Raw genomic sequence first — 24,995 nt, forward strand, 5'->3', positions numbered from 1 at the left:
CGACTCTTCCTTCTCAAGACACGTTGAGGAGATAGAGCAGGAGAAGCAGGCCCGCCATGGGGCCGATGACAACGAGCCACAGGAGCCGCCTGCGAAGGGACCGATCGTAGTCGGCCATGCCGACCTCCACGAAGATGTCCCGCTCCACGAGCCTGTCCCCGGCCTCCCATTCTTCCCTCATCCGCCGCTTTTCCCGTAGGCGGAGCCATACCGAGAGGATGAAGTACAGCACCAGCAGGATCAGCAGGACGAACAGGAGAACGCGGAGGAACCCCATTTCAGCGCCGCCTCAGGGAGTCCCAGGGCCCCACCCGGTCGATGATGTCGTCGCCGCGTTGGGGCCGCGACGGCTTGGCGGGCGCCCCCCAGGGTCCGGCAACCGGGGCGGCGGGCTCGTCCATGGTTTCCTCGGGCCCGAACAGGGCGTCGCGCGTGCCGGCCTTGTCCACCATGTATTCGCGGGCCAGCACCTCGGCGACAAAAGCCTGCTTGGCCTCGGACCATGTGCGGTAGAGCCGGTAGAACAGCTCCTTGTGGCAGATGAAGAGCTGGCGGATGTCCAGCGGGCACAGCTCGGCCAGAAGCATGTTGACCAGATCGGCGTCGGGCGTCCGCTTGGCCCGCAGCGTGTAGAAGTAGGCCGGGTGGTCCGAGGTGATCCGCGGCCAGCGCGCCCCGTCCTCGGCCCAGGCCACGAGCTGCGCGAGCCCCTCCCATTCCTGCGGCAGTCGCCCGGCATATCGGCGGGCCAGCGCGCGAAGATCACGGCGCGTCGTCGCCTCGGAGACATGCCCCTCGGACCCCGCGACCTCCGCCACGATGAAGTCCATCTTCTGGCGCAGGACGGCGGCCACCTCGGCCCCGCGGCCGGTCACGATGGGCTCGGCCAGTTCATTGACGGACAGGAAGCGGGCGATGCCGGTCCGGTCGGTCAGGTCCAGCACGTCGGCGATGGGCAGCGGTCCCAGCGCGTGCTTGCCCCCAGCCACGATGGCCGCCGGATGGGGCACCGAGCGGAGGATATAGACCCCGCCGAAATGCGAGGTCCAGAAATCGTCCTGTTCGAAGGTCATGGACCGGAGCCGGACGGGGTTGCGCGACAGGTCGCCCGTCACGCCGGCCAGCTGGATCATCTCCCCGATCAGGGTGTCGTCCCACCAGGCGTCCGGTTCGGTCTTGAAGCGGTCGATGAGCCCGGTGAGCCGTTCGGCGGTGGCAACGGTGCCCTGCGTCGTGTCGGCCTCGACCGTGACCTGCCGAATGTCGAACAGCCGCGCCGGGCTGTCGGCGGCATAGACCGAGTTCACCAGCTCGCCGGCCACGGCGTCGCGGGCGGTCAGGGCGAACAACTCGGCCTCGTTCGCCTCGATGAACTGCCGCAGGACCCCGCGCGAGGTGGAGAACCGGGCGTTCAGGAGCGGCGCCTTCTTCTGGTCGGTTGTGAGAAGGATGAACTGCCGATTGAAGCCAGGAGGGTTGAGGTAATGCTCGTCGCCCAGCTCGTCCCCGATCTCGGGCGAGAAGCCGGACATGTCGATGTGGAAGTCGGGAAGCGCGGTCTCCTTGCCCGTCAGGTGCTTGAGGGCGCGCTTGTAGCGTTCGACCAGCACGGGGCTGTCCACGAGGACGAGGCCGCCGAACATCAGGCCCTTTTCGATGAGGCGTCTCACCACGTCTCCTTTACCCAATGCTTTGGCAGGCCCGCGATGGACAGGATCATGAGCGGCGCCCAAAGGAGGGTCGAGGCAAGGCCCAGCCGGAGGAAGTGGAACAGGCCGTCCATCGGCCCCGCGTAGAACAGTTCGGAGAAGGGGACGCCCCGGAGGACATACAGCCCGATGAACGCCGCCATGCTCAGCGCCAGCAGGGCCACGAAGGAGGTCAGCGCGAGGAGAAGCAGGGCCCTCACGCCCTCGGGGAAAATGAGGCTCAGAATCCGGGGCACCAGCCAGCCGAGGAAGGCCAGCGCCGCTGCCGGGACGATCAGCCCATCCGCAAAGCCCTGAATCACGTGGTCCCCCGTTCCGCGAGGTAGCGCCGCTTGGCTTCCTCCATCCGGCGCATGTCGCGGACGGCGGCCTCGATGGCGGCCTCGTCCGAGGTGTCGCTGTAGCGGAATTCGGAATCGGCGTAGCGGTTGATCTCCTGCAGGACCATCTCGGGCGTGATGGGACGGCGAAGCTCGCGGATCATCGCGGCCTTGGTGTCGTAGTCCTTCCGCAGGAACAGGTCGGGCTCCGCCATCCATTCGTCGGGCAGTTCCACGTCCATGGCGCGGACCTTGATCGCGTCGGTGATGTTCTTGATGGCGCGGCCCGTAAAGCGCGGCTCCACCTCCTGGATCGCCTTGAGGTAGGCTCCGATCTTGGCCAGCGTGTCGAGCGGGCCGACCTGGGTCTGCACGCGCGACCAGATCTCGGCCAGCCCGGCTTCCTGTGGCCGGGAATGCGCGGCATAGCTTTCCGCGACGGCGCGCTGGATCGCCTGCGCCTCGAACAGCCGGTGGTCACCCAACGGGATGCCGTGGTTCTTGCCCAGGAGCAGGGCCAGGATGTCGATGTAGTCCGCGCGAGTCTGCGGCCCGTCCACGAGGAACCGCGCCCCGGCCCGCTGGCGTAGCGCGTCGTCCACGTTCTCGGGGTGGTTCGAGAACATGCCGAAGGTGCAGTTCCCCCGCACGACCGTGTTCGCGCCCGCGAAGCTTTCCATCAGGACGGCCGTGATCTCGAGCTGCCCCGCCGAGGCCTGCCGGTCGCCCCGCTTGCCCGCCAGCGTGTCGATGTCGTCGATGGTGCCGAAGCCGATCACGGTTGGGTCGGTGATCTCGTTGACGAAGGCCTTGGCGTTCTGGCCGGACTTGCCCTGGTAGGAGTCGATGTTGTCGGTGGAAAGGTTCCGGTAGCGGAACGGCACCCCCGCGCCCTCGCAGTAGCCGTGGACGAGGCCCGCCATCATCTGGATCAGCGTCGTCTTGCCCGTCCCCGGCGCGCCGTCGCCCATGAAGGTGAAGATGAAGCCCCCTTCCTCCACGAAGGGGTTCAGCCGCCGGTCGAAGTCGTAGGCCATCAGCATCTTGGCAAGCTTCATGGCCTGATGCTTGGCGATGTGGTTGCCGACGACCTCCTCGGGCTTCTTGAAGGTCATCTGGAGCGCGGGGCCCCGCCCCTTGCGCGACGGCGTGAAGCCTTGGATCGTCAGGTCGTCCGCCGCGACCCGCCAACTCGCGGAGGTGAAGGCCCCGAGCCCCGGCGTATGCGCCGCGCGCGCGGCGACGCGGGCCATCAGCGCCTCCGCAAAGGCCAGCACCGTGCCCGCAAGGCGCTGGTCGGTGGTGGCGAGCGTGGCGATGTCCTGGTCCAGCTCCCACAGCGCGCCCTGCAGGGCGAGCGGGGCGTTGTCGGTCAGCACCTCGTCGAGGTGGCCGATCTCCACCGGCTCTCCGCCCGCATGGGGGGCCAACAGGACCGCCAGCGCATCGGCAAAAACATGGAGCGTCACCAGCGACTCGGCGGTGCTGAGTTCGGCGAAGTCGGGCTGCTGGCCGGGACCAAGGCTTCCGGCGGCGTTGGCGCGCTTGAGGTCGGACAGACCGGAGCGCAGCGCCACCTGCTCGGCCAAGGCCATGGCGATGGCGATGGCCCGGCGGACGGCCTGCGCAACGGTGGCCTGGAGCGGCGACGGCAACCCCTCGGACCCCGGCACGCCTTCGATCCGCGCCAGCAGGTGCACGGCGCCCGGAAGCGTCGTCCGCTGGGTCACGAGGCCCGGCGTCGTGGGCCGGAAGGCGCGGCGCGTGCCGATCCCAGGCGACCGTTCGGGGGCCGGAGCGGCGGTTCCCTGCGCGATCCTGGGCGCATGGTCAAAACCCTGGAGCAGGTTCAGCGCGGCCGGATAGTGGCGCCGGACGTCCTCCTCGCGCAGTTCCATGAGATCGGCGGACAGGCTCATTCGGGTCTCACTTCAGGTTCAGAATGCGCCCGCCCTCGCCCACCACGACCTTCCGCATGGACCGGAAGGCAGGAGGGTCGAGCTCGGCCAGCGCCTGATACGGCCGGGCGGGCAGGATGATGGAGCGGTCGAGGCCCGAGAGGCCGCGCTCCCTGGGCTCGGCCAAGGCAAAAACCTGACGCTCCTGGACCCCGAACCAGCCGGAGGGCGATTCTTCCACCCGTTCGGAGATCAGGTCCTCCTCCGTCCAGGCCAGCGCCCAATCCTCGCCCTCGGGGGCCCGGGCGGCGGTCAGAACCTCCCGGATCGGGCCGGTCTGGGTGGTGAAGGCCGAGGAATACATGGGCCCGAGCCTGATGCGGCGAAGGCGCTTGGGGTGAAGATCGCCAAAGTCCTCGTCGAAGCCCCTGGCGATGGTCAGGAGGGTGAGGCCGCCCACGGACTGCGCCATCAGGTGCCGCTGCACCATGGGCCAGCGCGTGCCGTCCTTGGGCAGGCCCTCGCGGCCCGTGTCCTCCAGCGTCATCAGGTAGATGACGGGAAGGTTGTCGGTCGTCTCGTAGACGCCCCAGCGGAGAAGATACTGCCGCCGCTCGGCCCGGCCCTCGGCGAGGTTGCCCAGCCAGACGGCTTCCGGGTCGTTTCGCGCCCAGAACAGCCCGCCCTTGGCCAGTTCCTCGTAGTAGAGCCGCTGGCTCAGCGCGTATTGCAGGCGGGTCGGCACTACGCGCTCCGACAGGATCACGCGGACCATCTCGTCCTTGAGCGCCTCGACGGTGGGCAGGCTCGCCAGGTGCCGTTCGGCCTGCGTGGCGTCCGAGGCCATCTCCATCAGCTCGGAGGCGACGGGAAAGCCCGACTCCACGCGATCAAAGGTCAGCGTCCCGGCCTCCCGCGTTGCACCGGCGAAGTGGTATTTCAGCGCCAGCGCCCGAAAGGTGAGGTTCAGCGACACGAGGCTCCGCGCCAAGGCCTCGACCTCGGGCGCTGTCATGCGGCCCGCCGCCTGCTCCTCGGCGGCGACCTTGGCAAGGTGCGTGGTGATCCGTTCGAACTTGCGGAAGTAGCGCCGCGTGGCGACGGTGTCCGCCAGGACCTGATGGTCGAGCGTCAGTTCCACGGCGCGGGGTCTCCGGGCATGACGGCCTCAGCCCTGCCCGCCCCCTTGCGCGCCATACAGGTTCTTGTCGTGCTTCTCCACGATGGCCTGGAAGCGGCGCATGAAGCGCTCATCGGCGCGGGCCTTGGCCTCCATGACATCGCGCGAAAAGATCATCTGCTGCTCGTGAGCCTCCAGCATGTCGGCCATGCGGGCGTTGGTGGCCGCGCCGATGCCGGCCATGGCGGTCTGGGCCTCCTGGTCGGTCTTGACGCCGATCTCGTTGATGCGGTGCGCCACGTCCTGCTGCTGCGCGGTCTTGAGCGACTTGGAAAGCGCATCATACAGCACCACCCGCTGCCGCGTGTCGGTGCGGAGCTTGTTGATCAGCACCATCTGCGTCGCCGCCTGGTTCTGGAGCGAGTCGATCCAGGTCTTGCCGCTCTCGATGTAGCGCTCCAGCGTCTGCGACAGCGCAAGCTTCACCTGCTCCTGCCGCACCAACTCGTTGTGGCGCGAGTTCATCCCGGCGAGGTCGGTCTCCAGCCGGGTCCGCGCGGCGGGGTCCGTCTCGGCGCCGATGCGGTTCTCAAGGTCGATGATCTTGGGGTCCATGGCCCGGATCTCGGCCCGGACACCCTCCAGCTCGGTCACGACCTGCTCGCGCTCGGCCAGCGTCGAGGCGAGGTTGCCCTCCACCTTGGTCTTCTGCTCTTCCAGCATGGCCAGCTGGCTTTCCAGCAGGTTCACGATGGTGTCGGACTTGGCGATCAAATCCTGAAGCTTGTCGTCGATGCTCGCCATGCGCATGCGTTCCTGCCGCATGGCCTCGGACCGGGTGGCGTTGAAGAAGCCCACGAAGCTTTCCCAGCCCGTCTTGTTCCGCATCTCCGCAAAGTCGCGGGAAAACGCCGAGGTCACGTCATCGAGGCCCATGATGAGCTCGGCGATGTTGGCGTTCATGAGATCGGTGTGCTTGTGCACGTCCTGCAGCGTCGCATTCTCGATGTCGAGGGACACCTCGGTGCCCTGCGCCATCTTGGTGCGGGCCCCCTCGATGCGGGAGGTCAGCTCCGAAATCTTGGCCTGGGCTTGCGCCACCTGGGCCTGGCTTTCACGGATCTGGGTCTCGAAGTCGGCCATGCTGTCCTCTCCTGCGCTCGCAATTCCGTGTTATCTGGGGAGTGTAGTGCAGGTTGGAAAGGTTCCCACGTGCCGAATCAGCCTGTGATCGGAGGGCCGCGATGAGCGAGGAACGGTTTCTCTTCCTGTCTCGGAACGCGGCGGCGCCCGTCGTCTCGCGTCCTCCCGCCGACAAGGTCGTGGGGGGAGACCCCGTTTTCACCACCTGGAACGCCGAGGAGCGGGGCAGCCTGTACTGCGGCATGTGGCAATGCACGCCCGGCAAGTGGCGCATCCATTACGACGAATGGGAGTACTGCCGGATCGTCGAAGGGCTGTCGGTGATCACCGAGGACGGCGGCGCCGCCCGCATCGTGCGCGCGGGCGACAGCTTTGTGATCCGCCCGGGCTTCAAGGGCACCTGGGAGGTGCTGGAAACGACGCTCAAGGATTACGTCGTGTCCGTGTGACGCGTCAGCCCTGGGCGGGCGCGTAGCTCGTGCTGATCATCTCGACCCCGGTGGGTGATGCGGCGGCCAAAGGCGCGCCATCGACGCCATAGATGTCGGTCTCGTCGGGAATGTAGGACACGCCCGCCTGCGCGGCCGGGTTGCCGTAATACTCGTCGGGGACCATGGCTTGCGGCACCGGCGGGCGTTGCCCCTCGCCCGAGTAGAAGGGCGGCAGCTGCACGCCACGGGTCGCCATGAGAGGCCCCTCGATCCGCACGGAGTCCTCGCGGGAGCGGATCACGACGCGCGTGCCGTCCGGAATGCGGTTGTACAGGTCAATGGCGTCCTGGTTGAACAGCCGGATGCAGCCCGCAGACCCGGAGCTTCCGATCGAGGACAGGTCGTTGGTGCCGTGGATGCGGTAATAGGTGTCCCGCGAGCCGCGATAAAGGTACAGCGCCCGCGCGCCGAGCGGCGAGGCGAGGCCGCCCGGAATGCCGTTGCGGAACGGCCCGTACACCTCGGGCTCACGGCGCAGCATGTTGGCGGTGGGCGTCCAGCCCGGCCATTCGGCCTTGCGCGCGATCGAGAAGGACCCGCTGATCCCCCGCCCCTCGCGCCCCACGGCGATCGGGTAGCGGACCGCGGTGCCGTCCGCCTGGACCCAGTAAAGGAACTTGGCGTAGGGATCGACTTCGATGGAGCCGGGGGCGACCGTGCCGCGATAGGGCACGACCGCGCGCCGGTTCACGCCGGCCAGGTAACCTGCGGGCACCGCCGGGAGGACATAGCCGTTGTCCTCGATCCTCTCGTAGCCCGGCACGATCTGTGACACGGGGATGCCGTCGATCGTCTGTTCGGGCTGGGGCTCGGGGGGCGGGGCCACGACGCAGGCGGTCAGCGACAGGGCTGCGCAAAGGCCCATGGCGCGCATCGCGAGCCGGGCACCGAACAGGAAACGGGACATGGGCGGCTTACCTTTGGCAGCGGGGCTGGGCGCCACGTTAACAGGCTGAGTCGGTGGTGCAATGCGTCAGCCCGCAGGGAACTGTGGACAACTCCGGCCCATGGCGGGGACGCGCCGAGCCGGGCAAGGAACACGCCGGGCCGACCAAGGTAGGAAATACCCGACTGTTCTCGAGCCGTTCGATGCGTCTAAAAGACGCGGCAAGATTTGCAAGCACCGAGACTTTCCAAGCAGACTGTTTCCAAGACGTCCATACTGTTCGTGATTTACGCCATCCCGACCCCTGCCCAGCCATTAGCCTGGGCAGGGGTCGCGGCGCGTCAGGGGACTGGATCGTCACACCCCCACGATGGCCCGTGTTAGGGCGCTGCCAGGATGCTCCAGCCCTTCGATGACGTCGAAGTGATGGCGACCGGGCTCCACGACCAGCGAGGCGTCCCATGCCTTGGACAGCCAGAGCGCCTGGTCGCGGAAGGCGGGACGCTCCTGCTCTCCCACCCAGACGGCGACCGGCACGGCGGGCCGGGGTCGCAGCAGCGGGCTCTCGGCCACGGCGTCGGGGATGTCGAGGCGGAGGGTCTCGTTCAGCCCGGTCCACATCAGCGGCAACAGGTTCGCCAGCGGCGAGATCGGCACTACCCGCACCAGCCGGTCACGGACCGACAGGGTGACGTCCCCGCAGGCGAGCCGGGCTACGACATGCCCTCCGGCCGAGTGCCCGGTCAGGACGACCGGCCCTTCGACCTCTTGCGACGCCCTCTCCACCGCGCGGGCCGCGCAACGGACGATGCCGCCGACCGTGGCATCCGGGCAGAGTGGATAGGCAGGCATCGCCACCGCCCAGCCCTGCCCCAATGGCCCGGCCGCAAGATGGGAGAAGTCCTCGGGCGAGAACCGCATCCAGTAGCCGCCATGGACGAACACCATGAGGCCACGAGGGGCGCCTTGGGGCCGGAACAGATGGAGCCACTCCCGCTCTCCGTCGCCGTAACGCAGGGCCTTAGCGGGATGCGACACCCGGAAAGCCTGTGCGGCAGCGGCCCAGCGGGCGGGAAAGGCCTCTCCGTCAGGGATGTAGGCAGCGTTGGCGTAGGCGTCCGAGAGGTCCATTCCCCTGTCCTTTTCGTCGCGATCCGGCTGGACGAGGCCCGCCCGCCGTGGTCACTGGCACCGACCGTAACGGAGGCGATCATGCTCGACCACACCACCGACCTTGCTTCGATGCTGAAGCGCCCGGACCTGCTCTGCCAGCGGGCCTTTGTCGGCGGGCAGTGGGTGGACGCGGCGGATGGCAAGACCTTCGAGGTGCGGAACCCCGCCCGCGGCGACGTCATCGCGCGCCTTCCCGACCTGTCCCGACCCGAGATCGCCCGCGCGATCGATGCAGCGCATGCGAGCCAGAAGGGCTGGGCCGCGAAGACCGGCAAGGAGCGCGCAAAGATCCTCCACCGCTGGTACGAGCTGATGATGGAGCATCAGGAGGATCTGGCCGTCCTGATGACCGCCGAGCAGGGCAAACCCCTGACCGAGTCGCGGGGCGAGGTCGCCTATGGCGCGGCCTACGTCGAATGGTTCGCCGAGGAGGCCAAGCGCGTCTATGGCGAGACCATCCCCGGCCACATGCCGGACAAGCGCATCACCGTCATCAAGCAGCCCATCGGCGTCGCCGCCGGGATCACGCCCTGGAACTTTCCGAACGCCATGATCGCGCGGAAGGTCGCGCCCGCACTCGCCGCCGGTTGCAGCTTCGTCTCGCGCCCCGCATCGCTCACCCCGCTGTCCGCGCTCGCCATGGCGAAGCTGGCCGAGGAGGCAGGCGTTCCGGCAGGGGTGTTCAGCGTCGTCACCACCACCTCGTCGTCGGAGGCGGGCAAGGAGTTCTGCGAGAACCCCAAGGTGCGCAAGCTCACGTTCACCGGCAGCACGGAGGTCGGGCGCATCCTCCTCAAGCAGGCGGCCGATCAGGTGATGAAGTGCTCCATGGAGCTTGGGGGCAACGCGCCCTTCATCGTCTTTGACGACGCGGACCTCGACGAGGCGGTCAAGGGCGCGATCGTCTCCAAGTTCCGCAACAACGGCCAGACCTGCGTCTGCGCGAACCGCATCTACGTGCAGGCCGGGGTCTATGACGCCTTCGCCGAGAAGCTGGCCGCCGCCGTGGGGCGGATGAAGGTGGGCGACGGGCTCGATGACGGGACCGACCTGGGGCCGATGATCGAGCCCAAGGCCGTGGACAAGGTGCGGGAGCACATCGAGGACGCCGTCGCGAAGGGCGCGAAGGTCCTGACCGGGGGCCACGGAAACCCGCTGGGCGCGCAGTTCTTCGAGCCGACCATTGTCACCGGCGCCACCCGCGCGATGAAGGTCGCCCATGAGGAGACGTTCGGCCCCTTCGCGCCGCTGTTCCGCTTCGAGGACGAGGCGGATGTGATCGAGCAGGCCAACGACACCATCTTTGGCTTGGCCTGCTACTTCTACGCCCGCGACCTGAGCCGGGTGATCCGGGTGCAGGAGGCGCTGGAATACGGGATGGTGGGCGTGAACACCGGCATCATCAGCACGGAGGTCGCGCCCTTCGGAGGCGTGAAGCAGTCCGGCCTCGGGCGCGAGGGCTCGCGCCACGGGATCGAGGACTACCTGGAGATGAAGTACATCTGCACGCAGGTCTGATCCGGCACCGAATACGATGGCTGCGGGGGCTGTTCGCCCCGCGCCGCGCCGCTACATGCCGGACGGGCCGGTACCCCCGTCCTGTCCCCGCCACGATCAGGGCCGCTGCATGACCGACCACCCGACGGGGGCTTCGGAGCCCGCGATCCTGACCCCCGAGACGCGCACCGCGCTGTTCTATTCCACCCTGTTCATGGGCAGCGCGCTGAGCGCCGTCTATGCCGGGGTGTGGATGGCGGGTCGCGGCCTCACGCCGGACCAGATCGGCGTGGTCAATGCCGTGCCGCTGTTCCTGATGCTGGTGCTGAACTGGCTTGTGGGACGCGTAGCGGACAAGGCCTCGGACTGGCGCGGCGTGATCGTGTGGTCCGCCTGGCTCGCCGCCCTGGCACCCTTGGGCTTCTTCGCGGTCGAGGGTTTCTGGGGCATCCTCTTGGTCTGGACGCTGGCCGGACTGCCTCACATGGCCTCGATCCCTGTCCTGGACGCGGCGGCCATGCGCATGACCGCGCGGCGGGGCAGCGCCTTCGGGGCGCTCCGGGCCTGGGGCACGATCGGCTATCTCGTCGCGCTCGCAGGGGCGGGGTGGCTGATGGAGCGGCTGGGCCAGGGGGCGTACGTGCCTCTGCTCGCGGGTTTTGCGGCCCTCAAGGCGGTGGCGGCGATGGGGCTGCCCCGCTTCCGTGCGCCGGGGACGAATCCGGACGCCCCTGGCGCGCGGCACCTGCGCGAGGTGCTCAAGCCCTGGTTCCTCCTGCCGCTCCTGGGCTGGGCGGCGGTCTTTGCGACCCATCTGGTCATCAACGCCTTCCAGGGTCTCCTTTGGCAGGCGCAAGGGATCGGGCTCGGGACGGTGGGGCTCCTGATCGCCGTGGGTGCGGCTTCGGAAACGGCGATGTTCTTCGTCTATCGCCGGCTGTTCAGGGGCGTGCGGGCGCGGACGCTCATGCTTGCCTCCGCGGTGCTGTCGGCGATTCGCTGGGCGCTGATGGCCCAGGCGCCGGGGCTGCCGGTTCTGTGGTTCCTGCAGGCCCTCCACGGCCTGACCTATGGCATGGGGTTCCTTGCCGGCGTGCAGTTCATCGCGAACTGGACCAGCGAGGACATCGCGGCCGAGGCGCAAGGCTTCTTCGTCGTGCTCCAGCAGGGCATGTCCGTGGCGGCGATGGCGGGGTTCGGCCTGCTCATGCAGCATTGGGGACCGGGCGCCCACTGGGGGTCGGCGGCCTTTGCGGCGCTGGGCGCCGCGGCGATCTGGGCCTCGTGGCGGCTGCAGGAGCCGTGACGCTTGCTCCTACACGGCGCTGCCCATAATTACAGGATTGTCCGGCCCAGAGCCGGGCGCCATCGCTTGAGGCCACCGCTGCCCCGCCCCTTCTTGCCGCAGGACGCGCCGCCGTGCTGACGGAGATCCTGATCGTCGTCGTGCTGATCCTGCTCAACGCGGCGTTGTCGCTGTCAGAACTCGCCATCGTCTCGGCCCGGTCGGCGCGTCTCAGACCGCTCGCCGATGCCGGGGACCGGGCGGCCGAATCAGCGCTCGAGCTTGCGGCCGATCCGGGGCGCTTCATCAGCACCGTCCAGATCGGCATCACGGTCGTCGGCGTGCTGTCCGGGGCGTTTTCGGGCGCGACGCTGGGCGTGCGCCTGGCTGGATGGCTCGTGGCGCAGGGGGTCGATCCCGAATGGGCGCGCACCCTGGGCGTGGGTGGCGTCGTGGTCCTCTTGGCCTACCTGTCGCTCGTCATCGGGGAACTGGTGCCCAAGCAGGTTGCGCTCCGCGATCCTGAACGGGTCGCGCGGCGGACCGCGCCCACGATGGCCCTCGTGAGCCGACTGGCCGCGCCGATCGTGTGGGTGCTGGACGCGTCTGGGCGCGCGGTCCTGCATCTTTTGGGCCAAAGCGGCGAGGAACGCTCGGGCGTGACCGAGGAGGAGGTTCGGGGCATCCTGTCCGAAGCCCACGACGAGGGTGTCATCGAGCCTGCGGAACGGGAGATGCTGTCGGGCGTCATGCGGCTCGCCGACCGGTCGGCGCGGGGCCTCATGACGCCGCGCCGCGACGTGGAGATGCTGGCGGTGGACGCCCCCTCCGAGGTGACCCTGGACGCGATCCGCATCTCGGGGCGTCCGCGCCTGCCCGTGCAGGACCCGGAAACCGACGAGGTTCTGGGCGTCCTTTACGTCACCGACGCCTTTGCGGCGCTGTCGCGGGGCGAGCCCCTGGACCTGCGCCGCCTCATGCGCGAGGTGCCTGTCATCTTCGAAAGCGCCGACGCGCTGGACGTGATCGGGACACTGCGCGCGGCCCGCAACCACATGGGCCTCGTGTATGACGAATACGGAAGCTTCCAGGGCATCATCACAACGGGCGACATCCTCGAGGCGATCACCGGCACCTTCCGCGAGACCGCCGTGGAAGAGCCTGCCATGCACGAGCGCGAGGACGGCAGCTACCTCGTCTCGGGCTGGATGGCGGCGGACGAGTTCACGGAGCGGCTGAACCTGTCGCGCGACCTTGCGGGGGATTACGAGACGGTGGCGGGCCTCGTGCTCAATCAGCTCCATCGCTTGCCGCAACTGGGCGACACAGTGGAGGCCGAAGGCTGGCGCTTCGAGGTGATGGACCTCGACGGGCGACGGATCGACAAGCTTCTCGTGTCCCGCACCGAGACCTGACCAAGGATCGGCCCCTGGCCTGCGTCCAAGGGTCACGATGCGCATGATGGCAAGCGACGAGGATCTGGCCAAGGCGGCCGCCCAAGGGGACGGCGCGGCCTTTGCCGCGTTGCTCGAACGCCATTACGATCGGCTGTTCCGGCTGTGCTTCCGCCTGACCGGCGCACGGGCCGAGGCCGAGGACCTGTGCCAGGACATCTGCGCCGCCCTGCCCGCCAAGCTGCGGAGCTGGCGGGGCGAGGCCCGCGTCACCACATGGCTCTGGCGCGTCGCGGTGAATGCCGCGCATGACCGGCGGCGCAGGCGGGCCACCTACAGGAAGGCCAGCGACGGCTGGGGCGACTGGGAGGCCGCGCGGCAGGCCGACATCGCGGACGGAAGGGACAGGACCGACTGGCTGCTGGCCGCCATGGCGCGGCTGCCTGAGGATCTGCGGGATACCATGGCGCTCGTGCTGGACGAGGTGAACCACGCCGAGGCCGGCGCGATTCTGGGAGTATCCGAGGGCACGGTCAGCTGGCGCGTGTCCGAGGCCAAGAAACGGCTGCGCGCCCTGCGTGCGACGGAGGAGGCGCGATGACGCCGGACGACGATCTGGACGACCTGCGCTCCGCCCTGGAGCAAGTGACGCCAAAGCCCGATCCCGCCACGCGGGCCGCGCATCTGCGGCTCGCGCAGGAAAACTTTGATCGCCTCCAAGGCGCAGCGCACGCCCCGCGTCCCAGTTCCGAGCGCCCGCGACGGGGCGCGTGGTCGGGAGCGAGAGATATGATGAACGCTATCACCTTGAGAGGTGGCCTGACGGCCACGACGGCCCTGGCCGCCTGCGGCTTCCTTGTGCTGACGCCTGCAGGGCGCACTCTGCTGCTAGAGCCTTTCGAGCGCGGCGAGGTCAGTGCGTCCGATCCGGCGCCGGCCCTTGCCGCGACCGAGGAGGCCGTCGCGCGGCCGTCTGATCCGCTGGCGCCGGCCCCGGAAGAGGCGTCCCTGCCCCAGGCCAAGGTCGCGACAGGCGATGAGGACGCCAGGAGCGTGCAGGCGGCCCCCGACCTAGCCGTCCAAGAGGAGATGCCCGGCGATCTCAGCGGGGCGGCCTCGGCCGAGGTGCCGGAAGCCGAGCCCCTGCCGGACCCCATCGCGCCGGTCTGGGTCCTGCCGCCCGAGGAGGCTGAGGCCGCCCCGCGCTCGCCCTCAGCGGACCCGGAGGCCTTCGCTCCCCTTCCGCCCGCTGTCGGAAGGCTGGAACGACGGGCCGCTCCGGCCCCGGGCGGCCTCTTGAGTCGGGGCCTGGTTCTTGCGCCCAGGTCCATGGACAGCCTTGCCCCCCTTCCCACGCCATCCACCGAAAGCTTCGCGAACGCGGACCCGAACCCTCTCAAGGTCACCGCCGAAGAACCGGTCTCGACCTTCTCCATCGATGTGGACACGGCGTCCTATGGGGTGGTGCGGCAGTCGCTCCTGTCCGGCGCCCTGCCCCCGCCCGATGCGGTGCGGACCGAGGAGATGGTGAACTACTTCCCCTATGACTACCCCGCCCCCGAGGCCGGGGAAGGTCCGTTTCGGCCTACGGTGAGCGTGATGACCACGCCCTGGAACCCCGACACGCGGCTCGTGGCTATCGGCCTCCAGGGCCAGCGGCCTGCGGTCGAGGACAGGCCTCCGCTGAACCTCGTCTTCCTGATCGACACCTCCGGGTCGATGGACGACCCGCGCAAGCTACCTCTTCTACGGCAGTCCTTTGGGTTGATGGTGGGCGAGTTGCGGCCCGAGGATCAGGTGGCGATCGTTGCCTATGCGGGCAGTGCGGGTCTCGTGCTGCCACCCACGCCTGCCTCGGACCGCGAGGCGATCCTGGGGGCCCTCGGCGGGCTGACGGCCGGGGGGTCCACCAACGGCCAGGGCGGGCTGGAACAGGCCTATGACACGGCCCGCCGAATGGCGTCCGAGGGCGAGGTCAGCCGCGTGATCCTGGCCACCGACGGCGACTTCAACGTCGGACTCAGCGACCCCGAGGGGCTTGAGGATTACGTCGCGCAGGAGCGGGAGTCGGGCGTGTTCCTTTCGGTCCTGGGATTCGGGCGCGGAAACCTCGAGGATGCGACGATGCAGGCTCTGGCGCAGAACGGGAACGGCCAAGCCGCCTATATCGATTCGCTGCAGGAAGCGCAGAAGGTGCTGGTGGACCAGCTGAGCGGAGAGATGTTCCCCATCGCGCAGGACGTGAAGGTGCAGGTGGAATGGAACTCCGCCACCATCGCCGAGTACCGGGTGATCGGCTACGAGACCCGCGCCCTGCGCCGCGAGGATTTCGCGAACGACCGGGTGGACGCGGGGGAGTTGGGCGCGGGCCATTCGGTCACGGCGCTCTACGAGGTAACGCTGGTGGACAGCCCCGCCCGGCTCACCGAGCCCTTGCGTTATCAGCCGGAACGCGTGGCCCAGGCGGGCTCCGATGAGTGGGGCCTCCTTCGGCTCCGCTGGAAGGAGCCGGGCGGGGAGCAGAGCCAGCTTTTCGAAACCCCGATCACAGGAACGGAAGAGGCCGGGTCCGAGGCGCACTTCGCCGCCGCCGTCGCGGGCTGGGCGCAGATCCTGCGGGAAGGCGGGCCTCTCGGCGACTGGGGCCACGAGGACGCCATCGGCTTGGCCACCGCGAACCGGGGCGAGGACCCGTTCGGCTACCGGACCGAGGCGGTTCGCCTCATGCGGCTGTCGCAGAGCCTGTCGCAACGCTGATGCCGTTCGGGCTGGCCGCGTCCTATCGGATCCAGGCCAGCCCGTCGCGCGTCGCCCCGGCGGGGTGGTATTCTCCGCTGATCCAGCCCGCGTAGCCCTGGGCCTTTAGCCGGGCGAAGAACGCGGGATAATCGATCTCGCCTCCCAGGGGCTCGTGACGGCCCGGAAAGCCGCCCACCTGCACATGGGCCACGAGGTGCCGGACGCGGTCCCAGGTGCCCAGGACGTCGCCGGTCAGGCGATGCGCGTGATAGGCATCGAACTGCAGCCGCAGGTTCGGCGCGCCAATCCGTTCCAGGATCTCGGCGGCAAGACCGAAGTCCTGGAGGAAGTAGCCCGGCATGTCCTGGCCGTTGATCGGCTCGATGGTCAGCGACAGGCGCGGCGCGGATTGGGCGGCCCAGGCGAGGTTGCGGACGAAGCAGGCCCGCGCCGCCTCGCCCTCGGCCGCGCCCGCCATGATATGGAGGTGCTTGGCGCCCAAGGTCGCGGCATAGCGCGCGGCGCGGCGGAAGTCGGTGCGGAACCGCGCCTCTGCGGCCGGCACGGCGGCGAACCCCCTGGGTCCGTCGGCATAGTTCGGAGGCGGGCAGTTCATGAGGACCATGGCCAGCCCTGTCCGGTCCAGACGCTCCAGGATCTGCGGGGCCGGGCAGTCGTACGGGAACAGGACCTCGACGCCGTCGAACCCTGCCGCCCTAGCCGCCTCGAACCGATCGAGGAAAGGAAGCTCGGTGAACAGAAGCGTGAGGTTCGCGGCGAAACGGGGCATGGAAGGCGTCCTGGGGATGTCCCTGGCATCTTGCGGCGGCAAGGCGGGCCCGCCAAGCACCCAAAGGCCGCGGATCGGGTCGGCAATGCGTCAGGCCGTGACGCGTCCCGCCTGTCGCCGCTCGGGGTGGGTATGCTAGGTGCTCTCGGACCCAGTTCGAGGATGTTTGCCTTTATGACCGCCGACAGCGTTTCGCGGGCCGCCTCGGACCGCCTTTCGGGCAACCTTCTGGCCGCGGCTGCCATGGCCATCTGGGCGGCGGGCTTTCCGGCTGCCGATGGCCTTCTCGACACATGGGAGCCCCTGGCGGTCGTGGTCGGCCGATTCGTGATGGCGCTCTTGCTGCTCGTGCCGCTCTGGCTCCTGCTCGAGGGGCGGCCGCGCGGGGTGGCCTGGGGGTCGGGGCTTTGGGTCGGGGCACTGGGCTTTGGCGGGGGCGCGGTGTTGATCATCCTGGCCCAGGCCGCGACCGATCCCGTCACCGTCGCCGTCATCTCCGCGTGCAGCCCGCTGACCGGGACGGTGGTGGAATGGGTGTCGGACAGAAAGCCTCTTACGGGCGGGTTCCTGCTGGGCCTCGCGGCCAGCGTGCTGGGCGGAGTCGTCGCGACCTGGGGCGGTGGGGGCGGCCAGGGAAACCTCCTCCTGGGCGTGGGCCTCGCGGTCCTGTCCTGCCTGCTATACTCCTGGGCCAGCCACGAGACGGTGCGTCGCCTGCCGGGCCTGTCGGGGCTGGGACAGGCGACCATCACCTCGACGGGCGCCTTCGGGGGCGTGGTCCTGACCTGGGTCCTGGCCTTCGCGGCGGGTTATCCCGCCCTGCCGGCGGCGTCGGTGACGATGGAGGATCTTGGGCTGCTCGCCATCTACGGCGGGGCGGCGGTGGGTCTGTCGCAGATCCTCTGGATCCAATCGGTGCGGCGCCTGGGCGTGGCGGTCGCCAGCTTCCACATCAACCTCGCGCCCTTCTACGTCATGGTGATCCTGCTCGCCCTGGGTGGGGACTGGTCCTGGATGCAGGCGCTGGGCGCGGCGATCGTGGCCGGGGGCGTGCTGCTCGCGCAGCGCTAGTCGGGCAGTTCGGCCGCGGGGATGATCGGGAAGAACACCCCTTGGGACCGGACGCCGAACCATTCGGCGCCCTCGTGGTCCCTGATCTCCCCCATGTCCACGAGACGGTAGAAGGTCTTGCGGTCGATCAGCGCCTCAAGGTTCCGCCGCACGAGGATGTAGGGCGAGGGCTCACCGGTCGCAGGGTCGCGCTCCACGCGGATCGGGTGGTCGGGACCGGCCGTGACCTCCTCGTCCACGTTGGTCCGGAAGGTGAGGTCGTCCCCTTGGACGTCGACATCCACAGCGACAAAGGGGGCGTCGTCCACCGTGATGCCGACCTTTTCGACCGGGGTGACGAGGACGTAGCCGTCCGGATCCAGGCGCAAGATCGTCGAAAAGAGCCGCACCATCGCGGGCCGCCCAATGGGCGTGCCCAAGTAGAACCACGTTCCGTCCCGCGCGATCCGCATGTCGATATCGCCGCAATGAGGCGGGTTCCACAGATGCACGGGCGGCGGACCGCGGCGGGCTGCGGCCTGGGCAGCCTGGGCCAGCCCCTCGGCGGAGGGGGGCGTGCTGTCGCCCGTCTCACTCTTGTTTGTCTTTCCCATATCCATGGGGCGCTCTACTCCTATGTGGCAATGGTAGAGCCTGAGGGGAGAATTGTCATGGCCGATGCGGACCTGATCGGTCGGATCGAAGCCCTTGAGGAGCGCCTCGCCGAAGCGCGAAGCAGCATCAGCCGCCGCTTCATCGGACAGGAACGGGTCGTGGACCTGACATTGACGGCGCTTTTGTGCGGGGGTCACGCGCTGCTGGTGGGCCTGCCGGGCCTGGGCAAGACGCGGCTGGTGGACACGCTGGCGACCGTGATGGGCCTGTCAGGCGGGCGCATCCAGTTCACGCCGGACCTGATGCCTGCCGACATCCTGGGGTCCGAGGTGCTGGAGACCGCCGCCGATGGGACGCGCGCCTTCCGCTTCATCCCCGGCCCGATCTTCTGCCAGCTGCTGATGGCCGACGAGATCAACCGCGCCTCGCCCCGGACGCAGTCCGCCCTTCTCCAAGCCATGCAGGAGCGCGAGGTGACCATCGCCGGGCAGCACCGCCCCCTGGGCGTGCCGTTCCATGTGCTGGCCACCCAGAACCCCATCGAGCAGGAGGGCACCTACCCCCTGCCCGAGGCGCAGCTCGACCGCTTTCTCGTGCAGATCGACGTGCCCTACCCGACGCGGGCGACCGAGCGGGATATCCTGCTGGCCACCACGGGGGCCGAAGATGCCGCGGCGACCCCGGTCTTCACCGGGGGCGAGCTGCTGGCAGCCCAGACACTCCTGCGGCGGATGCCGGTGGGCGAGGCCATCGTGGAGATGATCCTCGACCTCGTGCGCGCCTGCCGTCCAGGGACGGACGCGCCCGCCTATGTCAACGAACAGGTCGCCTGGGGCCCCGGCCCCCGCGCCGCGCAGGCGCTGATGCTGGCCGTTCGGGCCGAAGCGCTGCTGACCGGCCGCCTCGCCCCCTCGCCCGAGGATGTGCGCCGGCTGGCCGTCCCGGTGCTGGAACACCGGATGGCGCTCAGCTTTGCCGCCCGCGCGCAGGGCGCGAGCCTGACCGACCTGATCGACCGCGTGGCCAGTGAGACGACGCGGGTCGGGGTCGCGGCGTGAGCGAGGGCGCAGCCCGCCTCCGCGCCGAGGCGGAAACGCTCTCGGGGCCTCTGCCAGCCCTGCTGGCCGAGGCGCAGCACCTTGCCGCGACCGTGGTCCTGGGTGAACACGGGCGGCGGCGCGCGGGCATGGGCGCCGACTTCTGGCAGTATCGCCCGGCGCAGGCGGGCGACGATTCCCGCATGATCGACTGGCGCCGGTCGGGCCGCGCCGACGTGGCCTTCGTGCAGGACAAGGAGTGGCAGACGGCGCAGACCGTGGTGGTCTGGGCGGACCGGGGCCGGGCGATGGACTTCGCCTCCGCGCCGAACCTGCCGACCAAGGGGCACCGGGCGCGCCTGCTGACGCTGGCCGCTGCGATCCTCCTGGTTCGGGGCGGAGAGCGGGTTGGCTTGGGTGGCCGCGACGGGCTGCCGCCGCGCCGGGGGACGACCATGCTGACCCGCTTGGCCGCCTCCCTGTCCGAGGATCAGGTGGGCGAGTACGTCGCGCCGGACACCGCCGGGATGCCGCCCCGCTCCCGCGCGCTGTTCGTGTCCGACTTCCTGGGCAACCCCGCCCCGATCGAGCGGGCGGTCACCGAGGCCGCCGACCGGGGGATCAAGGGCGCGATGCTCCAGGTGCTCGACCCGCAGGAGGAGGCGTTTCCCTTCCAGGGCCGCACGATCTTTGAGTCCATCGGCGGCACCGTCCGCCATGAGACTCTCAAGGCGGGCGAGCTTCGGACCCGCTACCTCGACCGGCTGGCCGAGCGGAAGGCGAGGCTCAAGGACCTGGCTCGCGCGACGAGCTGGATGTTCTCCACTCACCACACCGACGCCGCGCCCGCGCGCGCGCTGCTGTGGTTGCACTCGGCTCTGGAGCGGCGCGCCTGATGTGGACCCTCGGCCCCCTGGGCTTCACCGCCCCCTGGCTGCTGGTGGCGCTGATCGCGCTGCCGATCCTGTGGCTCATCCTGCGCGCGGTGCCGCCCGCCCCGATCCGGCGGCGCTTTCCCGGCGTGGCGCTCCTGCTGGGGCTGGAGGATCGCGAGGCGCAGGCCGACCGCACGCCCTGGTGGCTGATGCTGATCCGCCTCCTGGCTGTGGTTGCGGTGATCCTGGGCTTTGCGGGGCCGATCCTGAACCCGCAGGAAGACCGGGCGGGCTCCGGCCCGCTGCTGGTGCTGCTCGACGGCACATGGGCCGACGCCCGCGACTGGCCCGCCCGCATGGACCGGGCCGAGACGCTGCTGGCCGAAGCCGCACGTGATGGGCGCACTGCCGCCGTGGTCGCGCTGACCACCCCGCCCGACGGCGCCCCCGTGTTCAATGACGCCGAAGCCGCGATCCAGCACCTCCCCAATCTTGCGCCCCAGCCCTGGCTGCCCGACGCCGAGGCCGACGCCGCCTGGGCCGAGGCCCTGTCCGGGGTCGAGGGCGGCTTCGATACCGTATGGCTGTCGGACGGCCTTGCCCGCGAGGGACACGAGGCGCTCCTGCAGGCGATCGAGGACAAGGGGGCGGTCACCGTGGTCCAGGCCCCGCGCCAGATCGTCGCCCTGCGTCCGCCGCGCTTCGAGGAAGGCCGCATCGTGCTGTCGGCCGTCCGCACCCCCATGGGCCCTGCGGCCGAGGCTCCGGTGGCGGCCATCGGGCTCGATCCGGCCGGAACGGAGCGGCAGCTCGCGACCGCGACGCTGAACTTTGAGGCCGGCGCGGGCGAGGCCGAGGTCGCGCTGGAGCTTCCGGCCGAGCTGAGGAACCGCGTGACCCGCTTCGAACTGCCCGGCGTGCGCTCTGCCGCCGCCATGGCGCTGACCGACGACGGCCTCCGCCGCCGCGAGGTGGGCCTTGTCGCGGGCGGTCAGGAGCGGGAGCAGCTCGATCTGCTCGACCCTCTCCACTACCTGCGCGAGGCGCTGGCGCCGAACGCCGACCTCGTGGAAGGCCCTCTGTCCGACGTCATCCTGGCCAACCCCGACGTGATCGCGCTGGCCGACGTGGCGCAGATCTCGGACGGCGAGGCGGAGGACCTGATGACCTGGGTCGAGGAAGGCGGGCTCCTGCTGCGCTTCGCGGGCGGTCGTCTGGCGTCATCGGATCTCGCCCGGACCGAGGAGGACCCGCTCCTGCCGGTGCGGCTGCGCGCCGGCGGGCGGGCCGTGGGTGGCGCGATGAGCTGGGGCGAGCCCAAGGCGTTGGCCCCCTTCACCGAAGGCTCTCCGTTCTTCGGTCTGGCCGTTCCCCCGGATGTCGTGGTCAACGCGCAGGTCGTGGCCCAGCCCGACCCGACCTTGGCCGAACGGGTCGTGGCGCAACTGACCGACGGCACTCCGCTCGTCACCCGCAAGGAGATGGGCGAAGGACAGGTCGTGCTCTTCCACGTGACCGCCAACGCCGAATGGTCCACCCTGCCCCTGTCGGGCCTGTTCGTGAGCATGCTGGAACGCCTTGCCGTGTCCTCGCGCGCCGCGCCGCCGACCGAGGTGGAGCTTGAGGGCACGACCTGGGTGCCAGAGGCCGCGCTCGATGCCTATGGCACGCTGACCGAGTTGGACACCCAGCCCGGCGTGCCGGGGGAACGGCTGGCCGAAGATCGTCCAGGCCCCGACCTTCGCCCCGGGCTCTATGCAGGCGAGGACCGGCGCATCGCCGTCAACACGATCGCGGCCGACACCACGCTTACCCCAGTAGCCTGGCCTGCCTCGGTCACCGTCGAGGGGCTGGAGATCGCGCGCGAACTCCCGCTCAAGGGCGCGCTCCTGGCCTTTGCGCTGGGGCTGCTCTTGACGGACGTCCTGGCGTCGCTCCTGCTGTCCGGGCGCTTGCGCACCCCGCGCGCCGGGGCTGTCGCCGGCCTCGTGCTGACCGTGCTGGTCTGGCACCCCGACCCAGGCATCGCGCAGGAAGCGCCCGTCGCCCCTTCGTCCGAGGAGGCGCCCGCGCCTGACCCCGAAGCCGAGAGCTTTGCCCTCGCCGCCACCGAGCAGGTCGTCCTGGCCCATGTGCTCACGGGGGACCAGGAGGTGGACGACATGGCCGCCGCAGGGTTGCAGGGCCTGTCCAACACGCTATGGCAACGCACCGCCGTTGAGCCCGCAGCGCCCATGGGCGTCGACCTGGAAACAGACGAGGTGGCCTTCTTCCCCTTCCTCTACTGGCCGGTCACGGCGGACATGCCGATCCCCTCTCGCGCGGCCTATGACAAGGTCAACCGCTACCTGGCCGGCGGGGGCATGATCCTGTTCGACACGCGCGACGCGGACCTGGGCGGCTTTGGCACAGCCACGCCCGAAGGCGAGCGGCTGCAGGCCATTGCGGCAGGGCTCGACATTCCGGCGCTGGAACCGATCCCGGCCGACCACGTGCTGACGCGGACCTTCTATTTGCTCCAGGCGTTCCCCGGCCGCTTCAACGATCCGGAGATCTGGGTCGAGGCCTCGCCGCCCGACGCCGAATTGGCCGAAGGGATGCCGTTCCGCGATCTCAACGACGGCGTGACCCCCGTGGTGATCGGCGGCAACGACTGGGCCGCGGCCTGGGCCGTGGACGAATACGGCACCCCCCTCCTCCCAGTGGGCCGCGGCATGGCCGGTGAGCAGCAGCGCGAGTTCGCCCTGCGCTTCGGGGTCAACCTCGTGATGCACGTGCTCACGGGGAACTACAAATCCGACCAGGTCCACGTGCCCGCGCTGCTGGAACGGCTGGGGCAATGACGCTGGATGCCTGCTGGGCGGGCTCGGGCCATCTTGATGGGAACATGCATTGACGGCCGATCAGATCATCCTCGACCCACTGCTGCCCTGGCCCGTGGTATGGGCAGCGCTCGCGCTCGTCCTCCTGGCGGTCATCCTCGCCGCGTGGCGGGGACTGTCGGGCTGGTGGCTCCGGGGGTTGGCAGGCCTCGCGCTGCTCGCGGCACTGCTTAACCCCTCCCTCCAGGAGGAGGAGCGCGACCCGCTGACCGACATCGTCGTCGCGGTGGTGGACGAAAGCGCCTCGCAGCGCATCGGCGACCGCGCCGAGCAGGCCGCGGCAGCGCTCGCCCGGCTCGAGGCCGAGGTCGCGACCCGCCCCAACACCGAATTGCGCGTGGCCCGCGTGGGCGACGCCGAGGGCGATGGCGGCTCTTTGGTCATGGGCGCACTGGCCGAAGCCATGGCGCAGGAGCCACAGGGCCGGATCGCAGGCGTGGTCATGATCACCGATGGTCGCATCCATGACGTCCCCTCAGCGCCGCAGCTGCCCGCGCCGCTCCATACCCTGCTCACGGGGCATCAGGACGACTGGGACCGGCGGCTGGTGGTGAAGAACGCCCCGGCCTTCGGCATCCTTGACGAAGAGCTGACCCTGACGATCCGCATCGAGGACCAGGGTGAAGCTCCGACGGTCGATACCGTGCCGCTCACCATCGCGGTGGACGGGGGTGCGCCGATGAAGTTCGACGTGCCAGTCAATGAGGACATGGAGCTGCCGCTCGTGCTGCCCCATGGTGGCATGAACGTTCTCCAGTTCGAGACCCCGGAATCCGAGGGGGAACTGACCAACCGCAACAACGCCGCCGTGGTGCAGATCAACGGCGTGCGCGACCGCCTCCGGGTGCTGCTGGTCAGCGGGGAGCCCCATGCGGGCGAGCGGACCTGGCGGAACCTGCTGAAGTCGGACGCGAGCGTGGACCTTGTCCACTTCACCATCCTGCGCCCGCCCGAGAAGCAGGACGGCGTTCCGGTCGAAGAGCTGTCGCTCATCGCCTTTCCAACTTACGAACTGTTCGTGGAAAAGCTCGAGGACTTCGACCTCGTCATCTTTGATCGCTATCGGCGGCAGGGCATCCTGCCCAACGAATACCTCCAGAACGTCGCGGACTACGTGACGCGCGGGGGCGCGGTGTTGGTCGCGGGCGGTCCGGAATACGCCAGCGCCGAGTCCGTCTACCGATCCCCCCTGGGCGATGTGCTGCCCGGCGCGCCGACCGCCCGGCTGATCGAGGAAGGCTTCGTCCCCCGCCTGAGCGAGCTGGGCCAGCGTCATCCGGTGACAGAAGGGCTCGAGGACCTCGCGCCCCAGCCCACCGCCGAGGATGGCACCCCCGGCTGGGGCCGCTGGTTCCGGCAGATCGACGTGACACCCAGCCCCGACGCCACGAGCATCATGGAAGGCCCCGAGAACCGGCCCCTCCTGCTGCTGCAGCGGGTCGGCGAGGGTCGGGCCGCGCTGCTGGCCACCGACCAGTCCTGGCTGTGGGACCGGGGCTACGAGGGGGGCGGGCCGCAGCTCGAGCTCCTGCGCCGCCTCGCCCATTGGCTGATGAAGGAGCCCGAGCTGGAGGAGGAGGCGCTTTGGGTCGAGCCCGCAGGCCAGACCATGCGCATCATCCGCCGCACCTTGGGCGAGGAGGTGCCACCCCTGACCATCACCGGCCCCGACGGGACAGAGACGGTCGTGGAGTTGCAGCAGATCTCGCCGGGCCGGTTCGAGCTGCAGTGGGAGGCCCCGGAGATCGGGCTCTACAAGCTCACCGACGGTGAGGAGAGCACAGTCATCGCGCTTGGCCCCACCGCGCCCCGCGAGTTCGAGCAGACCATCGCGACCGGCGAGTTGCTGACCCCGGTGGTGGAGCCCACGAACGGCGGCGTCCTGCGGATCGAGGATGGCTTACCCACGCTGCGCGACGTGCGCGAGGGGCGTCCGGCGTCGGGGCGCGGCTGGATCGGCATCACTCCTCGCGAGGCGTATCTCACCGCCGATATCCGCATCCTGCCCCTGCTGCCCGCCTGGGCCTTTTTGCTCCTGTCGGCGCTGCTGATCCTGGGGGCTTGGGTCCGCGAGGGGCGGCGGTAGCCCCC

At 69.5% G+C, this 24,995-nt stretch carries 21 protein-coding genes; 11 read left to right on the forward strand and 10 right to left on the reverse strand.

Features of this window, described 5'->3' with window-relative positions:
- Positions 1 to 13: 13 nt before the first annotated feature.
- Genes FHG66_RS02680 through FHG66_RS02705 form a run of 6 tightly spaced genes read right to left on the reverse strand, consistent with a single transcriptional unit; the run spans position 14 to position 6,190 of the window.
- Positions 14 to 277 (reverse strand): hypothetical protein, encoded by a 264-nt coding sequence (locus tag FHG66_RS02680; RefSeq protein ID WP_139075145.1) that lies wholly within the window; start codon positions 275 to 277, stop codon positions 14 to 16.
- Between the two features lies 1 nt (position 278).
- Positions 279 to 1,670 carry a DUF6638 family protein gene (locus tag FHG66_RS02685; protein ID WP_139075146.1) on the reverse strand — a complete coding sequence of 464 codons (1,392 nt, stop codon included), beginning with the start codon at positions 1,668 to 1,670 and terminating at the stop codon, positions 279 to 281.
- Positions 1,667 to 2,011, reverse strand: coding sequence for a hypothetical protein (locus FHG66_RS02690; protein WP_139075147.1), 345 nt, complete (start codon positions 2,009 to 2,011; stop codon positions 1,667 to 1,669). The genes FHG66_RS02685 and FHG66_RS02690 overlap by 4 nt, the downstream gene beginning before the upstream one ends.
- Positions 2,008 to 3,948, reverse strand: a complete 1,941-nt coding sequence (locus FHG66_RS02695) for an AAA family ATPase (RefSeq protein WP_139075148.1) — start codon at positions 3,946 to 3,948, stop codon at positions 2,008 to 2,010. Before FHG66_RS02695 ends, FHG66_RS02690 begins: the two co-directional genes overlap by 4 nt.
- A 7-nt stretch (positions 3,949 to 3,955) precedes the next feature.
- Positions 3,956 to 5,068, reverse strand: a complete 1,113-nt coding sequence (locus FHG66_RS02700; RefSeq protein WP_139075149.1) for a hypothetical protein — start codon at positions 5,066 to 5,068, stop codon at positions 3,956 to 3,958.
- Between the two features lie 27 nt (positions 5,069 to 5,095).
- Positions 5,096 to 6,190 (reverse strand): coiled-coil domain-containing protein, encoded by a 1,095-nt coding sequence (locus FHG66_RS02705; RefSeq protein ID WP_139075150.1) that lies wholly within the window; start codon positions 6,188 to 6,190, stop codon positions 5,096 to 5,098.
- 101 nt (positions 6,191 to 6,291) lie between these two features.
- Between FHG66_RS02705 and FHG66_RS02710 the strand changes: the two genes are divergently transcribed.
- A complete protein-coding gene (locus FHG66_RS02710; RefSeq protein ID WP_139075151.1) occupies positions 6,292 to 6,639 on the forward strand; it encodes a cupin domain-containing protein in 348 nt (115 codons plus the stop codon).
- A 4-nt stretch (positions 6,640 to 6,643) separates the two neighbouring features.
- On the opposite strand, the gene FHG66_RS02715 is transcribed toward FHG66_RS02710, so the two are convergent.
- Both FHG66_RS02715 and FHG66_RS02720 read right to left on the reverse strand, forming a co-directional pair.
- Positions 6,644 to 7,588, reverse strand: a complete 945-nt coding sequence (locus FHG66_RS02715; protein ID WP_246082431.1) for a L,D-transpeptidase — start codon at positions 7,586 to 7,588, stop codon at positions 6,644 to 6,646.
- Between the two features lie 336 nt (positions 7,589 to 7,924).
- Positions 7,925 to 8,698 carry an alpha/beta hydrolase gene (locus FHG66_RS02720; RefSeq protein ID WP_139075152.1) on the reverse strand — a complete coding sequence of 258 codons (774 nt, stop codon included), beginning with the start codon at positions 8,696 to 8,698 and terminating at the stop codon, positions 7,925 to 7,927.
- Positions 8,699 to 8,779: 81 nt separating this feature from the next.
- Between FHG66_RS02720 and FHG66_RS02725 the strand changes: the two genes are divergently transcribed.
- From FHG66_RS02725 to FHG66_RS02745, 5 genes are all read left to right on the forward strand, one after another.
- Positions 8,780 to 10,258: an NAD-dependent succinate-semialdehyde dehydrogenase gene (locus FHG66_RS02725; protein ID WP_139075153.1), complete on the forward strand. Its 1,479-nt coding sequence runs from the start codon at positions 8,780 to 8,782 to the stop codon at positions 10,256 to 10,258.
- A 109-nt stretch (positions 10,259 to 10,367) separates the two neighbouring features.
- Positions 10,368 to 11,543 carry an MFS transporter gene (locus FHG66_RS02730; protein ID WP_176556097.1) on the forward strand — a complete coding sequence of 392 codons (1,176 nt, stop codon included), beginning with the start codon at positions 10,368 to 10,370 and terminating at the stop codon, positions 11,541 to 11,543.
- A gap of 113 nt (positions 11,544 to 11,656) precedes the next feature.
- Positions 11,657 to 12,937 (forward strand): hemolysin family protein, encoded by a 1,281-nt coding sequence (locus FHG66_RS02735; protein ID WP_139075155.1) that lies wholly within the window; start codon positions 11,657 to 11,659, stop codon positions 12,935 to 12,937.
- Positions 12,938 to 12,980: 43 nt separating this feature from the next.
- Entirely contained in the window at positions 12,981 to 13,517 is a 537-nt protein-coding gene (locus tag FHG66_RS02740; protein ID WP_139075156.1) for an RNA polymerase sigma factor, read from the forward strand.
- The gene (locus FHG66_RS02745; RefSeq protein WP_139075157.1) at positions 13,514 to 15,673 is read left to right on the forward strand and encodes a VWA domain-containing protein; all 2,160 of its coding nucleotides are present in this window, start codon (positions 13,514 to 13,516) and stop codon (positions 15,671 to 15,673) included. The genes FHG66_RS02740 and FHG66_RS02745 overlap by 4 nt, the downstream gene beginning before the upstream one ends.
- 22 nt (positions 15,674 to 15,695) lie before the next feature.
- Here the strand turns inward: FHG66_RS02745 and FHG66_RS02750 are convergent, their stop codons facing one another.
- Positions 15,696 to 16,445 (reverse strand): hydroxypyruvate isomerase family protein, encoded by a 750-nt coding sequence (locus FHG66_RS02750; RefSeq protein WP_139075158.1) that lies wholly within the window; start codon positions 16,443 to 16,445, stop codon positions 15,696 to 15,698.
- Positions 16,446 to 16,619: 174 nt separating this feature from the next.
- Here FHG66_RS02750 and FHG66_RS02755 point away from each other — a divergent pair, with 174 nt between their 5' ends.
- Positions 16,620 to 17,516, forward strand: a complete 897-nt coding sequence (locus FHG66_RS02755; protein WP_176556098.1) for a DMT family transporter — start codon at positions 16,620 to 16,622, stop codon at positions 17,514 to 17,516.
- On the opposite strand, the gene FHG66_RS02760 is transcribed toward FHG66_RS02755, so the two are convergent.
- Entirely contained in the window at positions 17,513 to 18,109 is a 597-nt protein-coding gene (locus FHG66_RS02760) for a DUF1285 domain-containing protein (protein ID WP_139075222.1), read from the reverse strand. The genes FHG66_RS02755 and FHG66_RS02760 overlap by 4 nt on opposite strands.
- Positions 18,110 to 18,166: 57 nt before the next feature.
- On the opposite strand from FHG66_RS02760, the gene FHG66_RS02765 reads away from it, so the two are divergent.
- Genes FHG66_RS02765 through FHG66_RS02780 form a run of 4 tightly spaced genes read left to right on the forward strand, consistent with a single transcriptional unit; the run spans position 18,167 to position 24,990 of the window.
- Positions 18,167 to 19,168 carry an AAA family ATPase gene (locus FHG66_RS02765; RefSeq protein WP_139075160.1) on the forward strand — a complete coding sequence of 334 codons (1,002 nt, stop codon included), beginning with the start codon at positions 18,167 to 18,169 and terminating at the stop codon, positions 19,166 to 19,168.
- Positions 19,165 to 20,043 carry a DUF58 domain-containing protein gene (locus tag FHG66_RS02770; RefSeq protein WP_139075161.1) on the forward strand — a complete coding sequence of 293 codons (879 nt, stop codon included), beginning with the start codon at positions 19,165 to 19,167 and terminating at the stop codon, positions 20,041 to 20,043. The genes FHG66_RS02765 and FHG66_RS02770 overlap by 4 nt, the downstream gene beginning before the upstream one ends.
- Positions 20,043 to 22,865 (forward strand): DUF4159 domain-containing protein, encoded by a 2,823-nt coding sequence (locus tag FHG66_RS02775; RefSeq protein ID WP_139075162.1) that lies wholly within the window; start codon positions 20,043 to 20,045, stop codon positions 22,863 to 22,865. The genes FHG66_RS02770 and FHG66_RS02775 overlap by 1 nt, the downstream gene beginning before the upstream one ends.
- Positions 22,866 to 22,914: 49 nt before the next feature.
- Positions 22,915 to 24,990, forward strand: a complete 2,076-nt coding sequence (locus FHG66_RS02780) for a hypothetical protein (protein WP_176556099.1) — start codon at positions 22,915 to 22,917, stop codon at positions 24,988 to 24,990.
- Positions 24,991 to 24,995: the final 5 nt, after the last annotated feature.

The organism is Rubellimicrobium rubrum, assembly GCF_006152115.1.
In the GTDB taxonomy this organism is placed as follows: Bacteria; Pseudomonadota; Alphaproteobacteria; order Rhodobacterales; family Rhodobacteraceae; genus Rubellimicrobium; species Rubellimicrobium rubrum.